Source organism: Pseudomonas sp. BF-R-24, from assembly GCF_019947335.1.
Classification (GTDB): Bacteria; Pseudomonadota; Gammaproteobacteria; order Pseudomonadales; family Pseudomonadaceae; genus Aquipseudomonas; species Aquipseudomonas jessenii.
In genome coordinates this window covers 15,869-29,025 of the sequence record NZ_JAGYGG010000004.1, presented here as the reverse complement: position 1 = coordinate 29,025, position 13,157 = coordinate 15,869, and the positions used below count along the sequence as shown (strand labels likewise).

Below are 13,157 nucleotides of genomic sequence, written 5' to 3'. Positions count from 1 at the left end.
GGCCGATTACCCCACTTTCACCATGTGCGGTTGCGAGCTGCGCTCAGGCTGGTGGTCGAGGTCGCGGCTGACCAGCAGCAGGACCTGTGCCGACGCATCGGACACCTGAGCCTTGTAACCGGCGATGGAGCGGGCAAAGACGTTGTAGATCACGACCGCAGGGATAGCTGCAACCAGGCCCAGCGCGGTAGCCAGCAAGGCTTCGGCGATACCGGGGGCGACGACGGCGAGGTTGGTGGTCTGGGTCTTGGCGATGCCGATGAAGCTGTTCATGATGCCCCACACGGTACCGAACAGGCCGACGAACGGCGCGGTGGAACCGATGGTGGCCAGCACGCCGGTGCCGCTGCTCATGTTGCGACCGCAGGCCGCGACCAGGCGCTCAAGACGGAAGCTGACGCGTTCCTTGATGCCTTCTTTCTCACGGCTGTTGACCGACAGGCGCATCTCTTCAAGGGCGTCATGTACCAGCAGGTTGGCCAGGGTGCCTTCCTTCGCCGCGGTGGCGCTGGCTTCCTTGAGGGAGGCGGATTTTTTCAGTTGGGCGATTTCACCGCGCAGACGACGCTTGGCGCCCATCAGCTCAAGACCCTTGGCGATCCAGATGGTCCAGGTGATGATCGAGGCGATGGCCAGGCCGATCATCACGATTTTCACGATGATGTCGGCGTTCTTGTACATGCCCCACGGCGACAGGTCGTGGGCCATGCCCAGGGTGTTGTCGGCTTCGAGGACTTCAGGGACGTCTTCACCCAACGCTTCTGTCGGTGCGGCCTGGGCAGGATCGGTCGCGACCGGAGCAACGGCCGGGGCGGCGTGATCGGCCGGCGCAGGCGCGGTGGCGGCTGGTGTGGCTGGCGCCTGGGCATCGGCGAAAGCGGCGACTGGCGCGAGCATCAGGCTGAAGAACAGGGCGGCCACCGCGCTCCAGGCGCGAGGTCGTTTGGTTGGCGAAGCGGAGAGTTGATTGCGTGTCATGCTGGCCGGACCTGAGAGAAAAAACGGGTGATGTTCTTCCAGGCCTCGAAGGCCGAGAACAAAAGTGGGGAGGCATTATTGCAAGTAATTCTTGTTAACAGAAGTAATAGCGTCTCTTTTTTTCCTGCATTACTAGCCGCCTGTCTGTTGCCGGCGCTAGTCTGTGGCTTTCCGATGGGAGTTTTCTGATGTCTGCGCCTACTGTTTTGATCGCCGGCTGCGGTGATGTCGGCAGCCGCCTGGCCACACAATTGCTGGCGGCGGGATGGGAGGTCCATGGTCTGCGACGCGACGTTTCACGCCTGCCCAAGGGCGTCATCGGCGTGGCCGGTGACCTGTTCAACAAAGACTGCCCGGACACTTGGCCAATCGGCGCCGTGGATTACCTGGTGTATTGCGCGGCGGCCACCGATCACGACGAAGCCGGTTACCGCGCTGCGTATGTTCAGGGTCTGGAGCATGTGCTGGAGTGGCTGGACGACTACGGGCAGATGCCCAATCGCCTGTTGTTCGTTTCCAGCAGCAGTGTCTACGGTCAGCAGAATGGCGAATGGGTCGACGAGGCTTCACCGGCCGTGGCGGCGGGCTACTCCGGACGTGTGATGCTCGAAGCCGAGCAACTTGCCCTCAAGAGCGGCATTCCGGCCAGTATCGTGCGCCTGACCGGCATTTACGGTCCCGGCCGTGAATGGCTGCTGACCCAGGTGCGCCGGGGTTATCGCGTGGCGGTCGAGCCACCGTTGTATGCCAATCGGATTCATGCCGACGATGCCGCAGGGTTGATCGCGTGCCTGCTTGAGGCGGATCGGCGTGGGGTGGCGCTGGATGATGTCTACATCGGCGTCGATGATGCGCCGGCAGCGCTGGCCGATGTGGTGGGCTGGTTGCGCGAATATCTGGGTGTGACCGAATGGGCCGATGACGACAGCGTGCGTCGCACTGGCAGCAAGCGCTGCAGCAATGCGCGGGCCAAAGCGTTGGGCTGGACGCCGAAGTATCCGAGTTTTCGCGAGGGGTATGCGGCGATCATTGAAGGGCGCTGCTGACGTTCAGTCACCAGAAACCAAAATGTGGGAGCGGGCTTGCTCGCGAAAGCGGTGTATCAGTCAACATCAACGTTGAATGATAGATAGCATTCGCGAGCAAGCCCGCTCCCAAATTAAAACTTCTTTGCAGCTAGATCCGGGTTATTGCTTCTCCAGCAACCACTTGCGATCACCCGGTGTGTACTGAGGCATCTCGTCCGCCTGTGCCGTGTTCACGGTCTGGAAAATCTCCAGCTCTTTACCCTTGCGCGCAAAGATCCAGGCGTTGCCCTGGCCATTGAGTTGCAGCCACATGTTGTCATTGCCGCCGCTCATGGATGCGCAATCGCCGGCCAGGCACAACGCATAGCGGTCGCTGCCCGGCAGGCCGGTCACCTGGCCGTCGGCCTGGAATTGAACCGTGTTGCCTTCGCCCGGGCCGTTGACGATTGTCCAGCCGCCACCCATGTAGGCTGAATACAGGGCACGCTCGAAGGTGGCACCCATCGGTGCGCCATCCGGTACCTGGATCTGTACGCGGTCGAAGACTTGCTCAGGCTCATTGTCGCTGGCGGACTGGCTCAGTTGCTTGCCGTCACGCTTCAGCTCACTGGCCGAGCTGCCATAAAAGTCGACTTTCCAGGCGCCGGAGTCTTCACCCAGCAGCTTGCCATCGACATTTTCAAAACCGTTGGTGTAGCGGGCCTGACCGGCCTTGGTGTTGATGTCCCATTCCAGGTTCGGGCCATAGGCCTGGAGCGCTTCACGCAGGGGGACGCCTTTGGCGGCAGCATCGATCGCCACCTGGTTGATCCAGGTGCCGCTGATGTCACGGTCGGCAGGGTTGCTGGCACATCCGCCCAGGAACAGGGCAAGCAGCGAGAGAACAAGCGCGTTGCGCATGGTGGAATCCTTTCAAGCTTTCTTTACAGCAGAGCAGTCGGCGCAGCCCGAGGCTGCGCCGTACGCATTACTCGATGACCAGGATGGCATCCATTTCGACCTGCGAACCCTTCGGCAGGGCCGCTACGCCGATGGCGGCGCGTGCAGGGTAAGGCTGGTCGAAGTACTTGCCCATGATCTCGTTGACCTTGGCGAAGTGGCTCAGGTCGGTGAGGAAGATGTTCAGCTTGACGATGTCCTTGAACGAACCGCCGGCAGCTTCAGCCACGGCCTTGAGGTTCTCGAATACCTGGACGGTCTGGGCTTCGAAGCCTTCAACCAGTTCCATGGTTTTTGGGTCCAGGGGAATCTGACCCGACATGTAAACGGTGTTGCCAGCCTTGATCGCCTGGGAGTAAGTACCGATGGCGGCCGGGGCCTTGTCGCTGGTGATAACAGTCTTGGTCATGTAGGACTCCTTGTAATTAGGGGCTTAGGCGCGCATGCGGGTGATGCGAATCACCCCGGTCAAGGCGCGCAGTTTCTTGATCACGCGGGCCAGGTGCACGCGGTCGTGCACGCTGACCACCAACTGGACCACGCTGATGCGACCATCGCGTTCGTCCATGCTGATTTTCTCGATGTTGCCGTCGGCGGCGTTGACGCTGCTGGCCAGCAGGGCGATCAGGCCGCGCTGGTGCTCCAGCTCGACGCGCAGCTCGACGTTGAATTCGCCGGTGACATCCTTGGCCCACGAGAGCTGGATGCATTTTTCCGGGTTGTGGCGGATTTCGCTGATATTGCGGCAGTTGTCCAGGTGCACGACCATGCCCTTGCCGGCGGACAGGTGGCCGACAATCGGGTCGCCCGGGATCGGGGTGCAACACTTGGCGTAGCTGAGCACCAGGCCTTCGGTGCCGCGAATCGCCAGCGGGCCTTCAGGGCTTGGCAACTGTTCGCCTTCGCCCAGCAACCGGCGGGCCACTACATAGGCCATGCGATTGCCCAGGCCGATATCTTCCAGCAGGTCTTCGATCAGTTCCAGGCGGTACTCGACCAGCATGGCCTTGACGCGCTCGGCCGGGATTTTCTCCAGCGAGCTGTCGAAGCCGTTGAGGACCTTGTTCAGCAGGCGCTCGCCGAGGCTGATGGATTCGGAGCGGCGTTGCAGCTTCAGTGCGTGGCGTATGTGCGTGCGCGCCTTGCCGGTGACCACGAAGTTGAGCCAGGCCGGGTTCGGCCGTGCGCCGGGAGCGCTGACGATCTCGACCGTGGAGCCGCTTTGTAGCGGTTCGGACAACGGCGCGAGTCGACGGTTGATCCGGCAGGCGATGCAGCTGTTGCCGACGTCGGTGTGCACCGCATAAGCGAAGTCGACCGCCGTGGAGCCCTTGGGCAGCTCCATGATCCGGCCTTTGGGCGTGAACACGTAGACCTCGTCCGGAAACAGGTCGATCTTCACGCTTTCGATGAATTCCAGCGAGTTGCCGGCGCGTTGCTGCATTTCCAGCACGCCCTTGACCCACTGGCGGGCGCGGGCATGGGTGCCTTTTGGCTGCTCGTCGCCGCTGGATTTGTACAGCCAATGGGCGGCGATGCCGTTGTTGGCCATCTCTTCCATTTCACGGGTTCGGATCTGGATCTCGATCGGAACACCGTGCATGCCGAACAGCGTGGTGTGCAGTGACTGATAGCCGTTGGCCTTGGGGATCGCGATGTAATCCTTGAAGCGTCCCGGCAGCGGTTTATATAAGTTATGTACAGCACCCAGCACTCGGTAGCAGGTATCGACCTTGTCGACGATGATCCGGAACGCGTAGACGTCCATGATCTCGTTGAAGGCCCGACGCTTGCCGCGCATTTTCTTGTAGATGCCGTAGAGGTGTTTCTGGCGACCGCTGACCTCGCCCTGGATGCCATCGATGGCCAGACAGTGGCTCAGGGACTCTTCGATCTTGTTGACGATTTCCTTGCGGTTGCCCCGGGCGCGTTTGACGGCCTGGTAGATCCGCGCGGAACGCATCGGGTGCATGGCCTTGAAACCGAGATCTTCGAACTCTATGCGGATGGCGTGCATGCCCAGCCGGTTGGCGATGGGCGCATAGATTTCCAGGGTTTCCTTGGCGATGCGCCGGCGTTTTTCGCCGGACAGCACTTCCAGCGTGCGCATGTTGTGCAGGCGGTCGGCCAGCTTGACCAGGATCACGCGAATGTCGCGGGCCATGGCCATGGCCATTTTCTGGAAGTTTTCGGCTTGTGCCTCGGCCTTGGTCTCGAAATTCATCTGGGTCAGTTTGCTGACCCCGTCGACGAGTTCGGCCACGGTTTCGCCGAACTGCGCTTGCAGCGCTTCCTTGGCAATACCGGTGTCTTCGATCACGTCATGCAGCATCGCGGCCATCAGGCTCTGATGGTCCATGTGCATGTCGGCAAGAATATTCGCAACCGCGAGTGGGTGCGTGACGTACGCCTCGCCGCTACGGCGGCGTTGGCCGTCGTGGGCTTGTTCGGCGTAGAAATACGCTCGGCGGACCAGGTTGACCTGGTCCTTGCCGAGGTAGGTCGATAAGCGATCGGCGAGGGCGTCTATGCTCGGCATGATGTCTCCTGCCGTAAGCTTTTATCCCGCGCCGTGCTACGTCGACCAGGCATAGGCTTAGACGGCCTCGTTGGACTCGTCCTCGAATGCAGCAAAAAGCGGTTCATCTTCAACGATTTCGGCTTCGGCGATAGCTGCGTAGTCGATCAGGCCTTCAGCGATTTCGCGCAGGGCAACGACGGTAGGCTTGTCGTTTTCCCATGCTACTTTCGGCTCTTTGCCGCCGGTGGCCAGTTGACGGGCACGCTTGGTAGAGAGCATGACCAGCTCAAAGCGGTTATCCACGTGTTCTAGGCAGTCTTCAACGGTTACGCGGGCCATGGTCTTCCTCGTAGCAAATGCAATATGCGCGCTGCCCGGATGGGCGAGCGGACTCGACAGTTTAAAAAATCACCAGCGTTTAGGGAAGCGCTGATTTTTTGACCAAGCCCTTCAACGCGCTGCAAGTACCAATGTAAAGCCCTTGCAGCGGTTTTGGGAAGAGCTGATTAACCGAGCAATTCAGCCAGCAATTTGCCGTGACGCTGTTGCTGACGCTTTTGAATCAGCTGATTGGCGCGGAAAATCGCCTTCAGATCGTGCAGCGCGTGGGCGAAATCGTCGTTGATGATCAGGTAGTCGTATTCGACGTAGTGGCTCATTTCGCTGACGGCTTCGCGCATCCGGCCGTCAATGACTTCGTCACTGTCCTGGCCGCGATTGGTCAGGCGCTGGTGCAGGGCCTGCAATGACGGCGGCAGAATGAAGATCGAACGGGCCTGAGGCATCAGCTTGCGCACTTGCTCGGCACCTTGCCAGTCGATTTCCAGAATCAGGTCGTGGCCTTCGTCCAGGGTTTGCTGCAGGTGGCTTTGCGAGGTGCCGTAGAGGTTGCCGAACACTTCGGCGCGCTCGAGGAAGTCCCCGTGCTCGATCATCTTCACGAACTCGCTGCGGTCGACGAAGTGATAGTTCACGCCATTCACTTCACCGGGGCGCATGGCGCGGGTGGTGTGGGAGACCGAGACGCGGATCTCCGGATTTGCGTCGGTCAGAGCCTTGACCAGACTGCTCTTGCCCGCGCCCGAAGGAGCGGAAATGATGTACAGGGTGCCGGTGCTGTGTGTCATGTCGGGGTAGCCTTACTCAATATTCTGCACTTGTTCGCGCATCTGCTCGATCAACACCTTGAGGTTGACCGCAGCCTGGGTGCTGCGCGGGTCGAAGGCTTTGGAGCCCAGTGTATTGGCTTCGCGGTTGAGTTCCTGCATCAGGAAGTCCAGGCGCCGACCGGCGGCACCGCCGGATTTGAGCACCCGGCGAACTTCGATGATATGAGTGCTCAGGCGATCCAGTTCTTCGGCGACGTCACTTTTTTGCGCGAGCATGACCATTTCCTGCTCCAGGCGCTGCGGATCCATCTCGGCCTTCATGTCGGCGAAACGGTCGAGGACTTTCTGGCGCTGGGTGGCGAGCATTTGCGGGACTAGTTCGCGCAAGGTCACCACGTCTTCTTCGATGGCGCTCAGGCGCTCGTTGATCAGTCGCGCCAGCTCCGCGCCTTCGCGCTCGCGGCCGGCCTTCAGCTCCTTGAGGCCCTGATTGAACAGTGCCAGCGCTTCGGCGTTCAAGGCTTGCGGGTCGGTGGCGTCGCCTACCAGTACGCCGGGCCAGGCAAGGACTTCCAGCGGGTTCAGCGCTGCCGGGTTCTTGATCAGGCTGGCGATGGTCTCGGCGGCGGCGACCAGTTGCGCGGCGCGCTCCTGATCGATTTGCAGCGCCTTGCCGGTATTTTCTTCGGTGAAGCGCAGGGTGCATTCAAGCTTGCCCCGCGACACACCCTGGCGCAGGGCTTCACGAACAGCGCCCTCGAGGTCGCGAAAGGACTCCGGCAGGCGCAGGTGGGGTTCCAGGTAGCGGCTGTTGACCGAGCGCAGTTCCCAGCTCAGGGTGCCCTGGACGCCGGCTTTCTCGACGCGGGCGAAGGCGGTCATGCTGTGCACCATGGAGGTACCTCGCAAGGCAGATCGGCACAGAACCGAGGTTCCGGGAATCCGATATCAATGAATTAAAGCCGACTGGCAGCAAAGGCGCAGGATTGTAGCGCAGTGGCGCGGATGCGCCCAAACACACAGTGTGACAAAGAGCGGCAGGCCTGCACCGGCGCGCGGTACAGAGCCCTCGGTCGTCGGCGGATTTTTTTAGAAGTGCCCAGTGGCGGCCGTCGGCTCTATAATGCTCCGCAGTTTTCCGTCCCCAGTACAGGTACTCCCTATGATACGTCCAAGTGGTCGCGCTGCCGATCAGCTCCGCTCGATCCGCATCACCCGCAACTACACCAAGCACGCCGAGGGTTCTGTGCTGGTCGAATTCGGTGATACCAAGGTCATCTGCACCGTCAGCGTTGAACCGGGCGTACCGCGTTTCCTGAAAGGCCAGGGCCAGGGTTGGTTGACTGCCGAGTACGGCATGCTGCCGCGTGCTACCGGCGAGCGTAACCAGCGTGAAGCCAGCCGTGGCAAGCAAGGCGGTCGCACCCTGGAAATCCAGCGTCTGATCGGTCGCTCCCTGCGCGCTGCGCTGGACATGTCCAAACTGGGCGATATCACCCTGTACGTCGACTGCGATGTGATCCAGGCCGATGGCGGCACCCGCACGGCTTCGATTACCGGTTCCATGGTTGCGCTGATCGATGCCTTGAAAGTGATCAAGAAGCGTGGCGGCCTGAAAGGCGGCGACCCGGTCAAGCAGATGATCGCTGCGGTTTCCGTGGGCATGTACAAGGGTGAGCCGGTGCTCGACCTCGATTACCTGGAAGACTCGGCCGCCGAGACTGACCTGAACGTGGTAATGACCAGCGCTGGCGGCTTCATCGAAGTCCAGGGCACTGCCGAAGGCGCGCCGTTCCAGCCTGAAGAGCTGAACGCCATGCTCGAACTGGCCAAGAAAGGCATGAACGAGATCTTCGAACTGCAAAAGGCCGCCCTGGCCGACTGACCGGGCTGCTCCAGACAAGGAGGACACCATGAGTGACGAGCAACTGCCGCTGCCCACGCCGAGCCAAGAGGCGCGTCAGTGGGCCATGTTTTGCCACTTGTCCGCCTTGCTGGGGATCTGGATTCCGTTCGGTACGATCATCGGCCCGCTGATTCTCTGGCAGATCAAGCGCGAGATGGACCCGTTCATCGATGCCCAGGGCAAGGAAGCGCTGAACTTTCAGATAACGGTGGCGATTGCCTCGGCTATCTGCTTCTTGCTGATGCTGGTGATTATCGGGTTCTTCCTGTTTGGCCTGATCGCGATCGGTGCGCTGGTGCTAACGATCATTGCCGGGGTGAAGGCCAATGAAGGGCAGCCTTATCGGTATCCGTTCACATGGCGGTTGATCAAGTAAGCCAAGACACTGCTGTTGTTTGACGCACACTTCAGCGCAATTCAAAACAAATGCCCCGACATGTCGGGGTATTTGTTTTTTTGCAATCAGATTAATCTCTATTATTGCGTGTTTTGTCGCTCGCTATTCAAACTAAGTTAATTCGTGCGCATAATGTTTTTTACACGTTTAGACACAAACTGCAAAGCTCAGTGCCGCTTGTAGGCTTGGCAATTGGACTTGGCGGTTGATAAGGTTGGCCCAAGTAATATTTATCAAGAAATATTTCGATATATTCAGACCATTGACGGCTCCTGAATCTAATACCGGTCAGTGTTGAGATCTATCAACCTGTTCAAGAGGCGTGTCCAGGTAAAAAGTTCGCCCCTGAATATATAAGCAAGAATATCCAGAATGCTTCAGCTCGATTTTTATGGAACATTAGTAGCCGCCTCTTTAGTACTTTTGCTGGGGCGCGGACTTGTCACGCGTGTCGGTTTTTTACGCGCCTACAATATCCCCGAACCTGTAGCGGGTGGCCTGGTGGTTGCCTTGGTTCTCCTGGTTTTGCGCGGCTTTGATGTTGAGGTCCGGTTCGACACTTCGTTGCAGACACCCTTGATGTTGGCGTTTTTCGCCACCATTGGCTTGAGTGCAGATTTCGCCAGCCTGAAGAAGGGCGGGCGGGTGGTGGGTGTTTTCATACTGGCGGTCACCGGGCTTTTACTGGTCCAGAATGCCATGGGTATCGGTCTTGCGAGTCTCTTGGGGCTCGATCCCTTGATGGGCCTGCTGACAGGCTCGGTTACGTTGGCCGGCGGTCACGGTACGGGTGCTGCATGGGGGGCTACGTTCAGTGAGAAGTTCGGTCTGGCATCTGCCTCCGAGCTTGCGATGGCCTCTGCGACGTTTGGATTGGTGCTGGGCGGATTGATCGGTGGGCCAGTTGCTCGCCACCTCATCAAGCGCGTACAAGTACCCGGCTGCGTTGATCAAGAAAAACCACGGGTGCCAAAAGGCTTTGAACAGCCAAACAAAGAGCGCTCGATCACACCCTTTTCGTTTATCGAGACGCTCGCGCTGATCGCCGTCAGCCTGCTGGCAGGTACTCTTCTGAACGAGATGCTCCACGGAAGCGCATTCGAGTTGCCGACGTTCGTTTGTGTCTTGTTCGTGGGTGTACTTTTGCGAAACGGGCTTTCAGCGCTTGGCTTGTATCAAGTGTTTGAGCGTGAAGTCTCCGTGCTTGGGAATGTCAGCTTGTCGCTGTTTCTGGCAATTGCTCTCATGTCACTCAAACTCTGGGATCTGGCCGCATTGGCTTTGCCGATCTTCATCATCCTGGCGGCGCAAACGCTGGTCATGGCGCTGTTTGCGATTTTCGTGACGTTCAGGGTCATGGGTAGTAACTACGATGCGGCTGTACTGGCGGCAGGACACTGCGGTTTTGGACTGGGGGCCACGCCAACTGCCATCGCTAACATGCAAGCGGTGACGCAACGCTACGGGCCTTCGCAGATAGCGTTCCTGGTGGTGCCCATGGTGGGCGCTTTCTTCATCGACATCATTAATGTCATTGTGATCAAGTTGTATCTCGCTCTACCGTTTTTCGCCGCGGCTTGAAGTTCAGGTCGATGGGAACCTCTGGATAGAGCGCATAAAAAAATGCCCGTATCTTGCGATACGGGCATTTTTTCGACCATCCGTCAAACTGCTCAGTGAAAAATCACTTAGATCGTCAGCGTCCAGTCGTAGTCCACGATCAGCGGCGCGTGTTGCGAGAACCGCGGCTGGCGTGGCAGGCGTGCGCTGCGTACGAAGCGGCGCAGGCCAGGGGTCAGCAACTGATAGTCGAAGCGCCAACCGAGGTTGAGCATCTCCGCCTGTTCGTTGTCCGGCCACCAGCTGTACTGGTCGCCTTCCCGGCTGACTTCCCGCAGGGCGTCGACATAACCCATGTTGCCGACAATCTCGTCCATCCAGGCACGTTCAGGTGCCAGGAAGCCCGGAGATTGCTGGCTGTCGCGCCAGTTCTTGATGTCGAGCTTCTGCTGCGCCACGTACAGCGAGCCACAATAAATGTACTCGCGGCGTTTGCGCCGCTGCTTGTCCAGGTACTTGCCGAAGTCGTCCATGAGCTTGAACTTCTGGTTCAAATCCTCATCGCCGTTCATCCCCGAAGGAAGCAGCAAGGTGGCAATACTGACTTTGTCGAAATCTGCTTGCAGGTAGCGCCCGTAGCGGTCGGCCGTCTCGAAACCGAGACCGCTGATGACAGCCTTCGGTTGCAGCCGCGAATACAAAGCCACGCCACCTTGGGCAGGGACTTCAGCATCGCAGGCATAAAGGAAGTAGCCATCCAGTTGGAAGGCTGGGTCATCCAGTTCAAAGGCGGAGGCACGGGTGTCCTGCAGGCAGATGACGTCGGCATTCTGTGCTTGCAGCCAACTGAGCAAACCACGCTCGACTGCAGCCTGAATACCATTGACGTTCACACTGATGATCCGCATAAATGGCCCCAAAAATCGCGTGCGTGTATGATACACGGCGTCAAGCTAATTAGCTAAATCCGTGGTATTTGGGGTTTTTTCATGCAAGCGTATCAGCGCGATTTCATCCGTTTTGCCATCGATCGCGGCGTTTTGCGCTTCGGTGAGTTCACCCTGAAGTCCGGGCGCACCAGTCCTTACTTCTTCAATGCCGGCCTGTTCAACTCGGGTTCGGCCTTGGCGCAGCTGGGTCGTTTCTACGCCGCCGCCATTGCCGAGAGCGGCATTTCGTTCGACGTGCTGTTTGGTCCGGCCTACAAGGGCATCCCTTTGGCGGCGACCACCGCCGTGGCCCTGGCCGAGCATCACGACCGTGACCTGCCATGGTGCTTCAACCGCAAGGAAGCCAAGGCCCACGGCGAAGGCGGCAGCCTGGTTGGCGCACCGCTGACCGGTGAAGTGCTGATCATCGACGACGTGATCACCGCCGGCACCGCCATCCGTGAAGTGATGCAGATCATCGCCTCCCAGGACGGCGCCAAGGCCGCTGGCGTGCTGATCGCCCTGAACCGTCAGGAGCGTGGCAACGGCGAGTTGTCGGCGATCCAGGAAGTCGAGCGTGACTTCGGCATCCCGGTGATCAGCATCGTTTCGCTGAACCAGGTGCTGGAATTCCTGGCGGACGATCCGCAGCTCAAGCAACATCTGCCAGCTGTGGAAGCCTACCGCGCCCAGTTCGGCGTTTGATACGCCGACCCTGTAGGAGCGAGCCTGCTCGCGATGGACGTCCCAACAACGCGGGTTGTCAGGCACCCCCGCGTTATCGTTGACGTTTTTCGCGAGCGGGCTCGCTCCTACAACGGTCTTTTTGTTTGTGCTGTCAGTGCAGTCTTCGCCATTTTCCTATCAGTTTTAGTGCCAATCCCAGATTGAATAGCGCGAACACCAGCAGTGCCACGACGACTAGAACGTAAAGCGTGCGGTCCACATCGAAATCCCACAGATCCAGTCTGCTGCCACGCATGATTCGAGCGGCGGCCGGCAGGTTGACGTAAAAAAGTGCTGTGAAGGCGCAGGTCAGGGGCAGGGCGCAGCCGAGCAGAACGCCTGAAACCTTCTCTCGGCTACGTTTTCTGGCCAGTGGGCCTGGTTGTTTTTCATCCAGTTCCAACGCTTCATGCAATTTTGGCCATGCCAGGTTGAACATGAAGGTGGTCAGGGTCAGCAGCAAACCACTGACCGCGACGATGTCACTGAACGGCATTCAGGCCCAGTGTCCGGCACAGCAGCGCGTGGGAATCCTCGCTGATTTCGAACTGCCCGGCACTGCCTTTGCGTTTGATGATGGGTTTGAAAGTCGGCTCGTTCTGGGTGATCAGCATGTTCAGTTCATCGCGGATGACGTCCGAGCTGATCACCACCAGATACACGGTCTGCGCGTGCTCCGCAGACTCGATCACGGCTCGCATGCTGTGCTGCAGGATCTCGTCCAATTGATTGCGGAAGCGTGAAACCGTGTTTTTCAGCAAGGTTTTGCTTTGGCTCTGAGTCAGCTGGAAAATCGTCGATATCTGCGATTCGGTTGGCAGGGTCTGCCCGAAGTAGCTTTGAATCAGATACAGCAAACGGTCCTGTTTTGCTTCATCGGCCCGGCTCGGCATGCCGCCCTCAACCAGCATTTTCAAGTATTCAGTCAGGCTCGCCTTGGCTATACGCTGTAAGGCATGAGCAATTTCCGTGTCGGAAATCTTCAGGGTTTTCTTGACCGGTTCCTTCTGCTCCTGCTCGAAAGCCTGGGCGTCGATCGTGAACGAGATCTGCATGGCTCAGTG

General features: G+C 59.0%; 15 protein-coding genes. 5 read left to right on the top strand and 10 right to left on the bottom strand.

Annotated features, from left to right (window positions below; translation table 11 throughout):
- Positions 1-6: 6 nt before the first annotated feature.
- Positions 7-978, bottom strand: a complete 972-nt coding sequence (gene exbB / locus KGA98_RS04325) for a tonB-system energizer ExbB (RefSeq protein WP_090452168.1) — start codon at positions 976-978, stop codon at positions 7-9.
- A gap of 188 nt (positions 979-1,166) precedes the next feature.
- On the opposite strand from exbB, the gene KGA98_RS04320 reads away from it, so the two are divergent.
- The gene (locus KGA98_RS04320; protein ID WP_150812725.1) at positions 1,167-2,024 is read left to right on the top strand and encodes an SDR family oxidoreductase; all 858 of its coding nucleotides are present in this window, start codon (positions 1,167-1,169) and stop codon (positions 2,022-2,024) included.
- A 141-nt stretch (positions 2,025-2,165) separates the two neighbouring features.
- On the opposite strand, the gene KGA98_RS04315 is transcribed toward KGA98_RS04320, so the two are convergent.
- The 6 genes from KGA98_RS04315 to KGA98_RS04290 form a co-directional block, all read right to left on the bottom strand.
- Positions 2,166-2,906, bottom strand: coding sequence for a hypothetical protein (locus KGA98_RS04315; RefSeq protein ID WP_223501463.1), 741 nt, complete (start codon positions 2,904-2,906; stop codon positions 2,166-2,168).
- Between the two features lie 67 nt (positions 2,907-2,973).
- Positions 2,974-3,354 (bottom strand): RidA family protein, encoded by a 381-nt coding sequence (locus KGA98_RS04310; protein ID WP_003229509.1) that lies wholly within the window; start codon positions 3,352-3,354, stop codon positions 2,974-2,976.
- A 24-nt stretch (positions 3,355-3,378) separates the two neighbouring features.
- Entirely contained in the window at positions 3,379-5,484 is a 2,106-nt protein-coding gene (gene spoT / locus KGA98_RS04305; protein ID WP_008047084.1) for a bifunctional GTP diphosphokinase/guanosine-3',5'-bis pyrophosphate 3'-pyrophosphohydrolase, read from the bottom strand.
- 57 nt (positions 5,485-5,541) lie between these two features.
- Positions 5,542-5,805: a DNA-directed RNA polymerase subunit omega gene (gene rpoZ / locus KGA98_RS04300; protein ID WP_007921129.1), complete on the bottom strand. Its 264-nt coding sequence runs from the start codon at positions 5,803-5,805 to the stop codon at positions 5,542-5,544.
- Between the two features lie 167 nt (positions 5,806-5,972).
- Positions 5,973-6,593 (bottom strand): guanylate kinase, encoded by a 621-nt coding sequence (gene gmk / locus KGA98_RS04295; RefSeq protein ID WP_223501461.1) that lies wholly within the window; start codon positions 6,591-6,593, stop codon positions 5,973-5,975.
- Positions 6,594-6,605: 12 nt separating this feature from the next.
- Positions 6,606-7,469, bottom strand: a complete 864-nt coding sequence (locus KGA98_RS04290; RefSeq protein ID WP_057712739.1) for a YicC/YloC family endoribonuclease — start codon at positions 7,467-7,469, stop codon at positions 6,606-6,608.
- Between the two features lie 268 nt (positions 7,470-7,737).
- Here KGA98_RS04290 and rph point away from each other — a divergent pair, with 268 nt between their 5' ends.
- The 3 genes from rph to gltS all read left to right on the top strand — a co-directional run bounded on the left by rph (position 7,738) and on the right by gltS (position 10,459).
- Positions 7,738-8,460 carry a ribonuclease PH gene (gene rph / locus KGA98_RS04285; protein WP_057395880.1) on the top strand — a complete coding sequence of 241 codons (723 nt, stop codon included), beginning with the start codon at positions 7,738-7,740 and terminating at the stop codon, positions 8,458-8,460.
- A 28-nt stretch (positions 8,461-8,488) separates the two neighbouring features.
- Positions 8,489-8,857 carry a DUF4870 domain-containing protein gene (locus KGA98_RS04280; RefSeq protein ID WP_057712740.1) on the top strand — a complete coding sequence of 123 codons (369 nt, stop codon included), beginning with the start codon at positions 8,489-8,491 and terminating at the stop codon, positions 8,855-8,857.
- Between the two features lie 393 nt (positions 8,858-9,250).
- Positions 9,251-10,459 carry a sodium/glutamate symporter gene (gltS, locus tag KGA98_RS04275; RefSeq protein WP_223501459.1) on the top strand — a complete coding sequence of 403 codons (1,209 nt, stop codon included), beginning with the start codon at positions 9,251-9,253 and terminating at the stop codon, positions 10,457-10,459.
- A gap of 107 nt (positions 10,460-10,566) precedes the next feature.
- On the opposite strand, the gene KGA98_RS04270 is transcribed toward gltS, so the two are convergent.
- Positions 10,567-11,346, bottom strand: coding sequence for an exodeoxyribonuclease III (locus KGA98_RS04270; protein WP_003229491.1), 780 nt, complete (start codon positions 11,344-11,346; stop codon positions 10,567-10,569).
- Positions 11,347-11,427: 81 nt separating this feature from the next.
- Between KGA98_RS04270 and pyrE the strand changes: the two genes are divergently transcribed.
- On the top strand, positions 11,428-12,072 hold the full coding sequence (pyrE, locus tag KGA98_RS04265) for an orotate phosphoribosyltransferase (protein WP_027616815.1): 645 nt from the start codon (positions 11,428-11,430) through the stop codon (positions 12,070-12,072).
- 133 nt (positions 12,073-12,205) lie between these two features.
- Here pyrE and KGA98_RS04260 read toward each other — a convergent pair whose 3' ends face one another.
- Both KGA98_RS04260 and KGA98_RS04255 read right to left on the bottom strand, forming a co-directional pair.
- A complete protein-coding gene (locus KGA98_RS04260) occupies positions 12,206-12,589 on the bottom strand; it encodes a hypothetical protein (RefSeq protein WP_150812730.1) in 384 nt (127 codons plus the stop codon).
- Positions 12,576-13,148 carry a hypothetical protein gene (locus tag KGA98_RS04255; protein ID WP_057712743.1) on the bottom strand — a complete coding sequence of 191 codons (573 nt, stop codon included), beginning with the start codon at positions 13,146-13,148 and terminating at the stop codon, positions 12,576-12,578. The genes KGA98_RS04260 and KGA98_RS04255 overlap by 14 nt, the downstream gene beginning before the upstream one ends.
- Positions 13,149-13,157: the final 9 nt, after the last annotated feature.

What these genes read in the sequence shown, in the direction of transcription:
- KGA98_RS04255 (WP_057712743.1), bottom strand. Translation starts at nt 13,148, where the DNA reads ATGCAGATCTCGTTCACGATCGACGCCCAGGCTTTCGAGCAGGAGCAG.
- KGA98_RS04310 (WP_003229509.1), bottom strand. Translation starts at nt 3,354, where the DNA reads ATGACCAAGACTGTTATCACCAGCGACAAGGCCCCGGCCGCCATCGGT.
- exbB (WP_090452168.1), bottom strand. Translation starts at nt 978, where the DNA reads ATGACACGCAATCAACTCTCCGCTTCGCCAACCAAACGACCTCGCGCC.
- KGA98_RS04320 (WP_150812725.1), top strand. Translation starts at nt 1,167, where the DNA reads ATGTCTGCGCCTACTGTTTTGATCGCCGGCTGCGGTGATGTCGGCAGC.
- gltS (WP_223501459.1), top strand. Translation starts at nt 9,251, where the DNA reads ATGCTTCAGCTCGATTTTTATGGAACATTAGTAGCCGCCTCTTTAGTA.
- KGA98_RS04280 (WP_057712740.1), top strand. Translation starts at nt 8,489, where the DNA reads ATGAGTGACGAGCAACTGCCGCTGCCCACGCCGAGCCAAGAGGCGCGT.
- gmk (WP_223501461.1), bottom strand. Translation starts at nt 6,593, where the DNA reads ATGACACACAGCACCGGCACCCTGTACATCATTTCCGCTCCTTCGGGC.
- KGA98_RS04270 (WP_003229491.1), bottom strand. Translation starts at nt 11,346, where the DNA reads ATGCGGATCATCAGTGTGAACGTCAATGGTATTCAGGCTGCAGTCGAG.
- pyrE (WP_027616815.1), top strand. Translation starts at nt 11,428, where the DNA reads ATGCAAGCGTATCAGCGCGATTTCATCCGTTTTGCCATCGATCGCGGC.
- spoT (WP_008047084.1), bottom strand. Translation starts at nt 5,484, where the DNA reads ATGCCGAGCATAGACGCCCTCGCCGATCGCTTATCGACCTACCTCGGC.
- rpoZ (WP_007921129.1), bottom strand. Translation starts at nt 5,805, where the DNA reads ATGGCCCGCGTAACCGTTGAAGACTGCCTAGAACACGTGGATAACCGC.
- KGA98_RS04290 (WP_057712739.1), bottom strand. Translation starts at nt 7,469, where the DNA reads ATGGTGCACAGCATGACCGCCTTCGCCCGCGTCGAGAAAGCCGGCGTC.
- KGA98_RS04260 (WP_150812730.1), bottom strand. Translation starts at nt 12,589, where the DNA reads ATGCCGTTCAGTGACATCGTCGCGGTCAGTGGTTTGCTGCTGACCCTG.
- rph (WP_057395880.1), top strand. Translation starts at nt 7,738, where the DNA reads ATGATACGTCCAAGTGGTCGCGCTGCCGATCAGCTCCGCTCGATCCGC.
- KGA98_RS04315 (WP_223501463.1), bottom strand. Translation starts at nt 2,906, where the DNA reads ATGCGCAACGCGCTTGTTCTCTCGCTGCTTGCCCTGTTCCTGGGCGGA.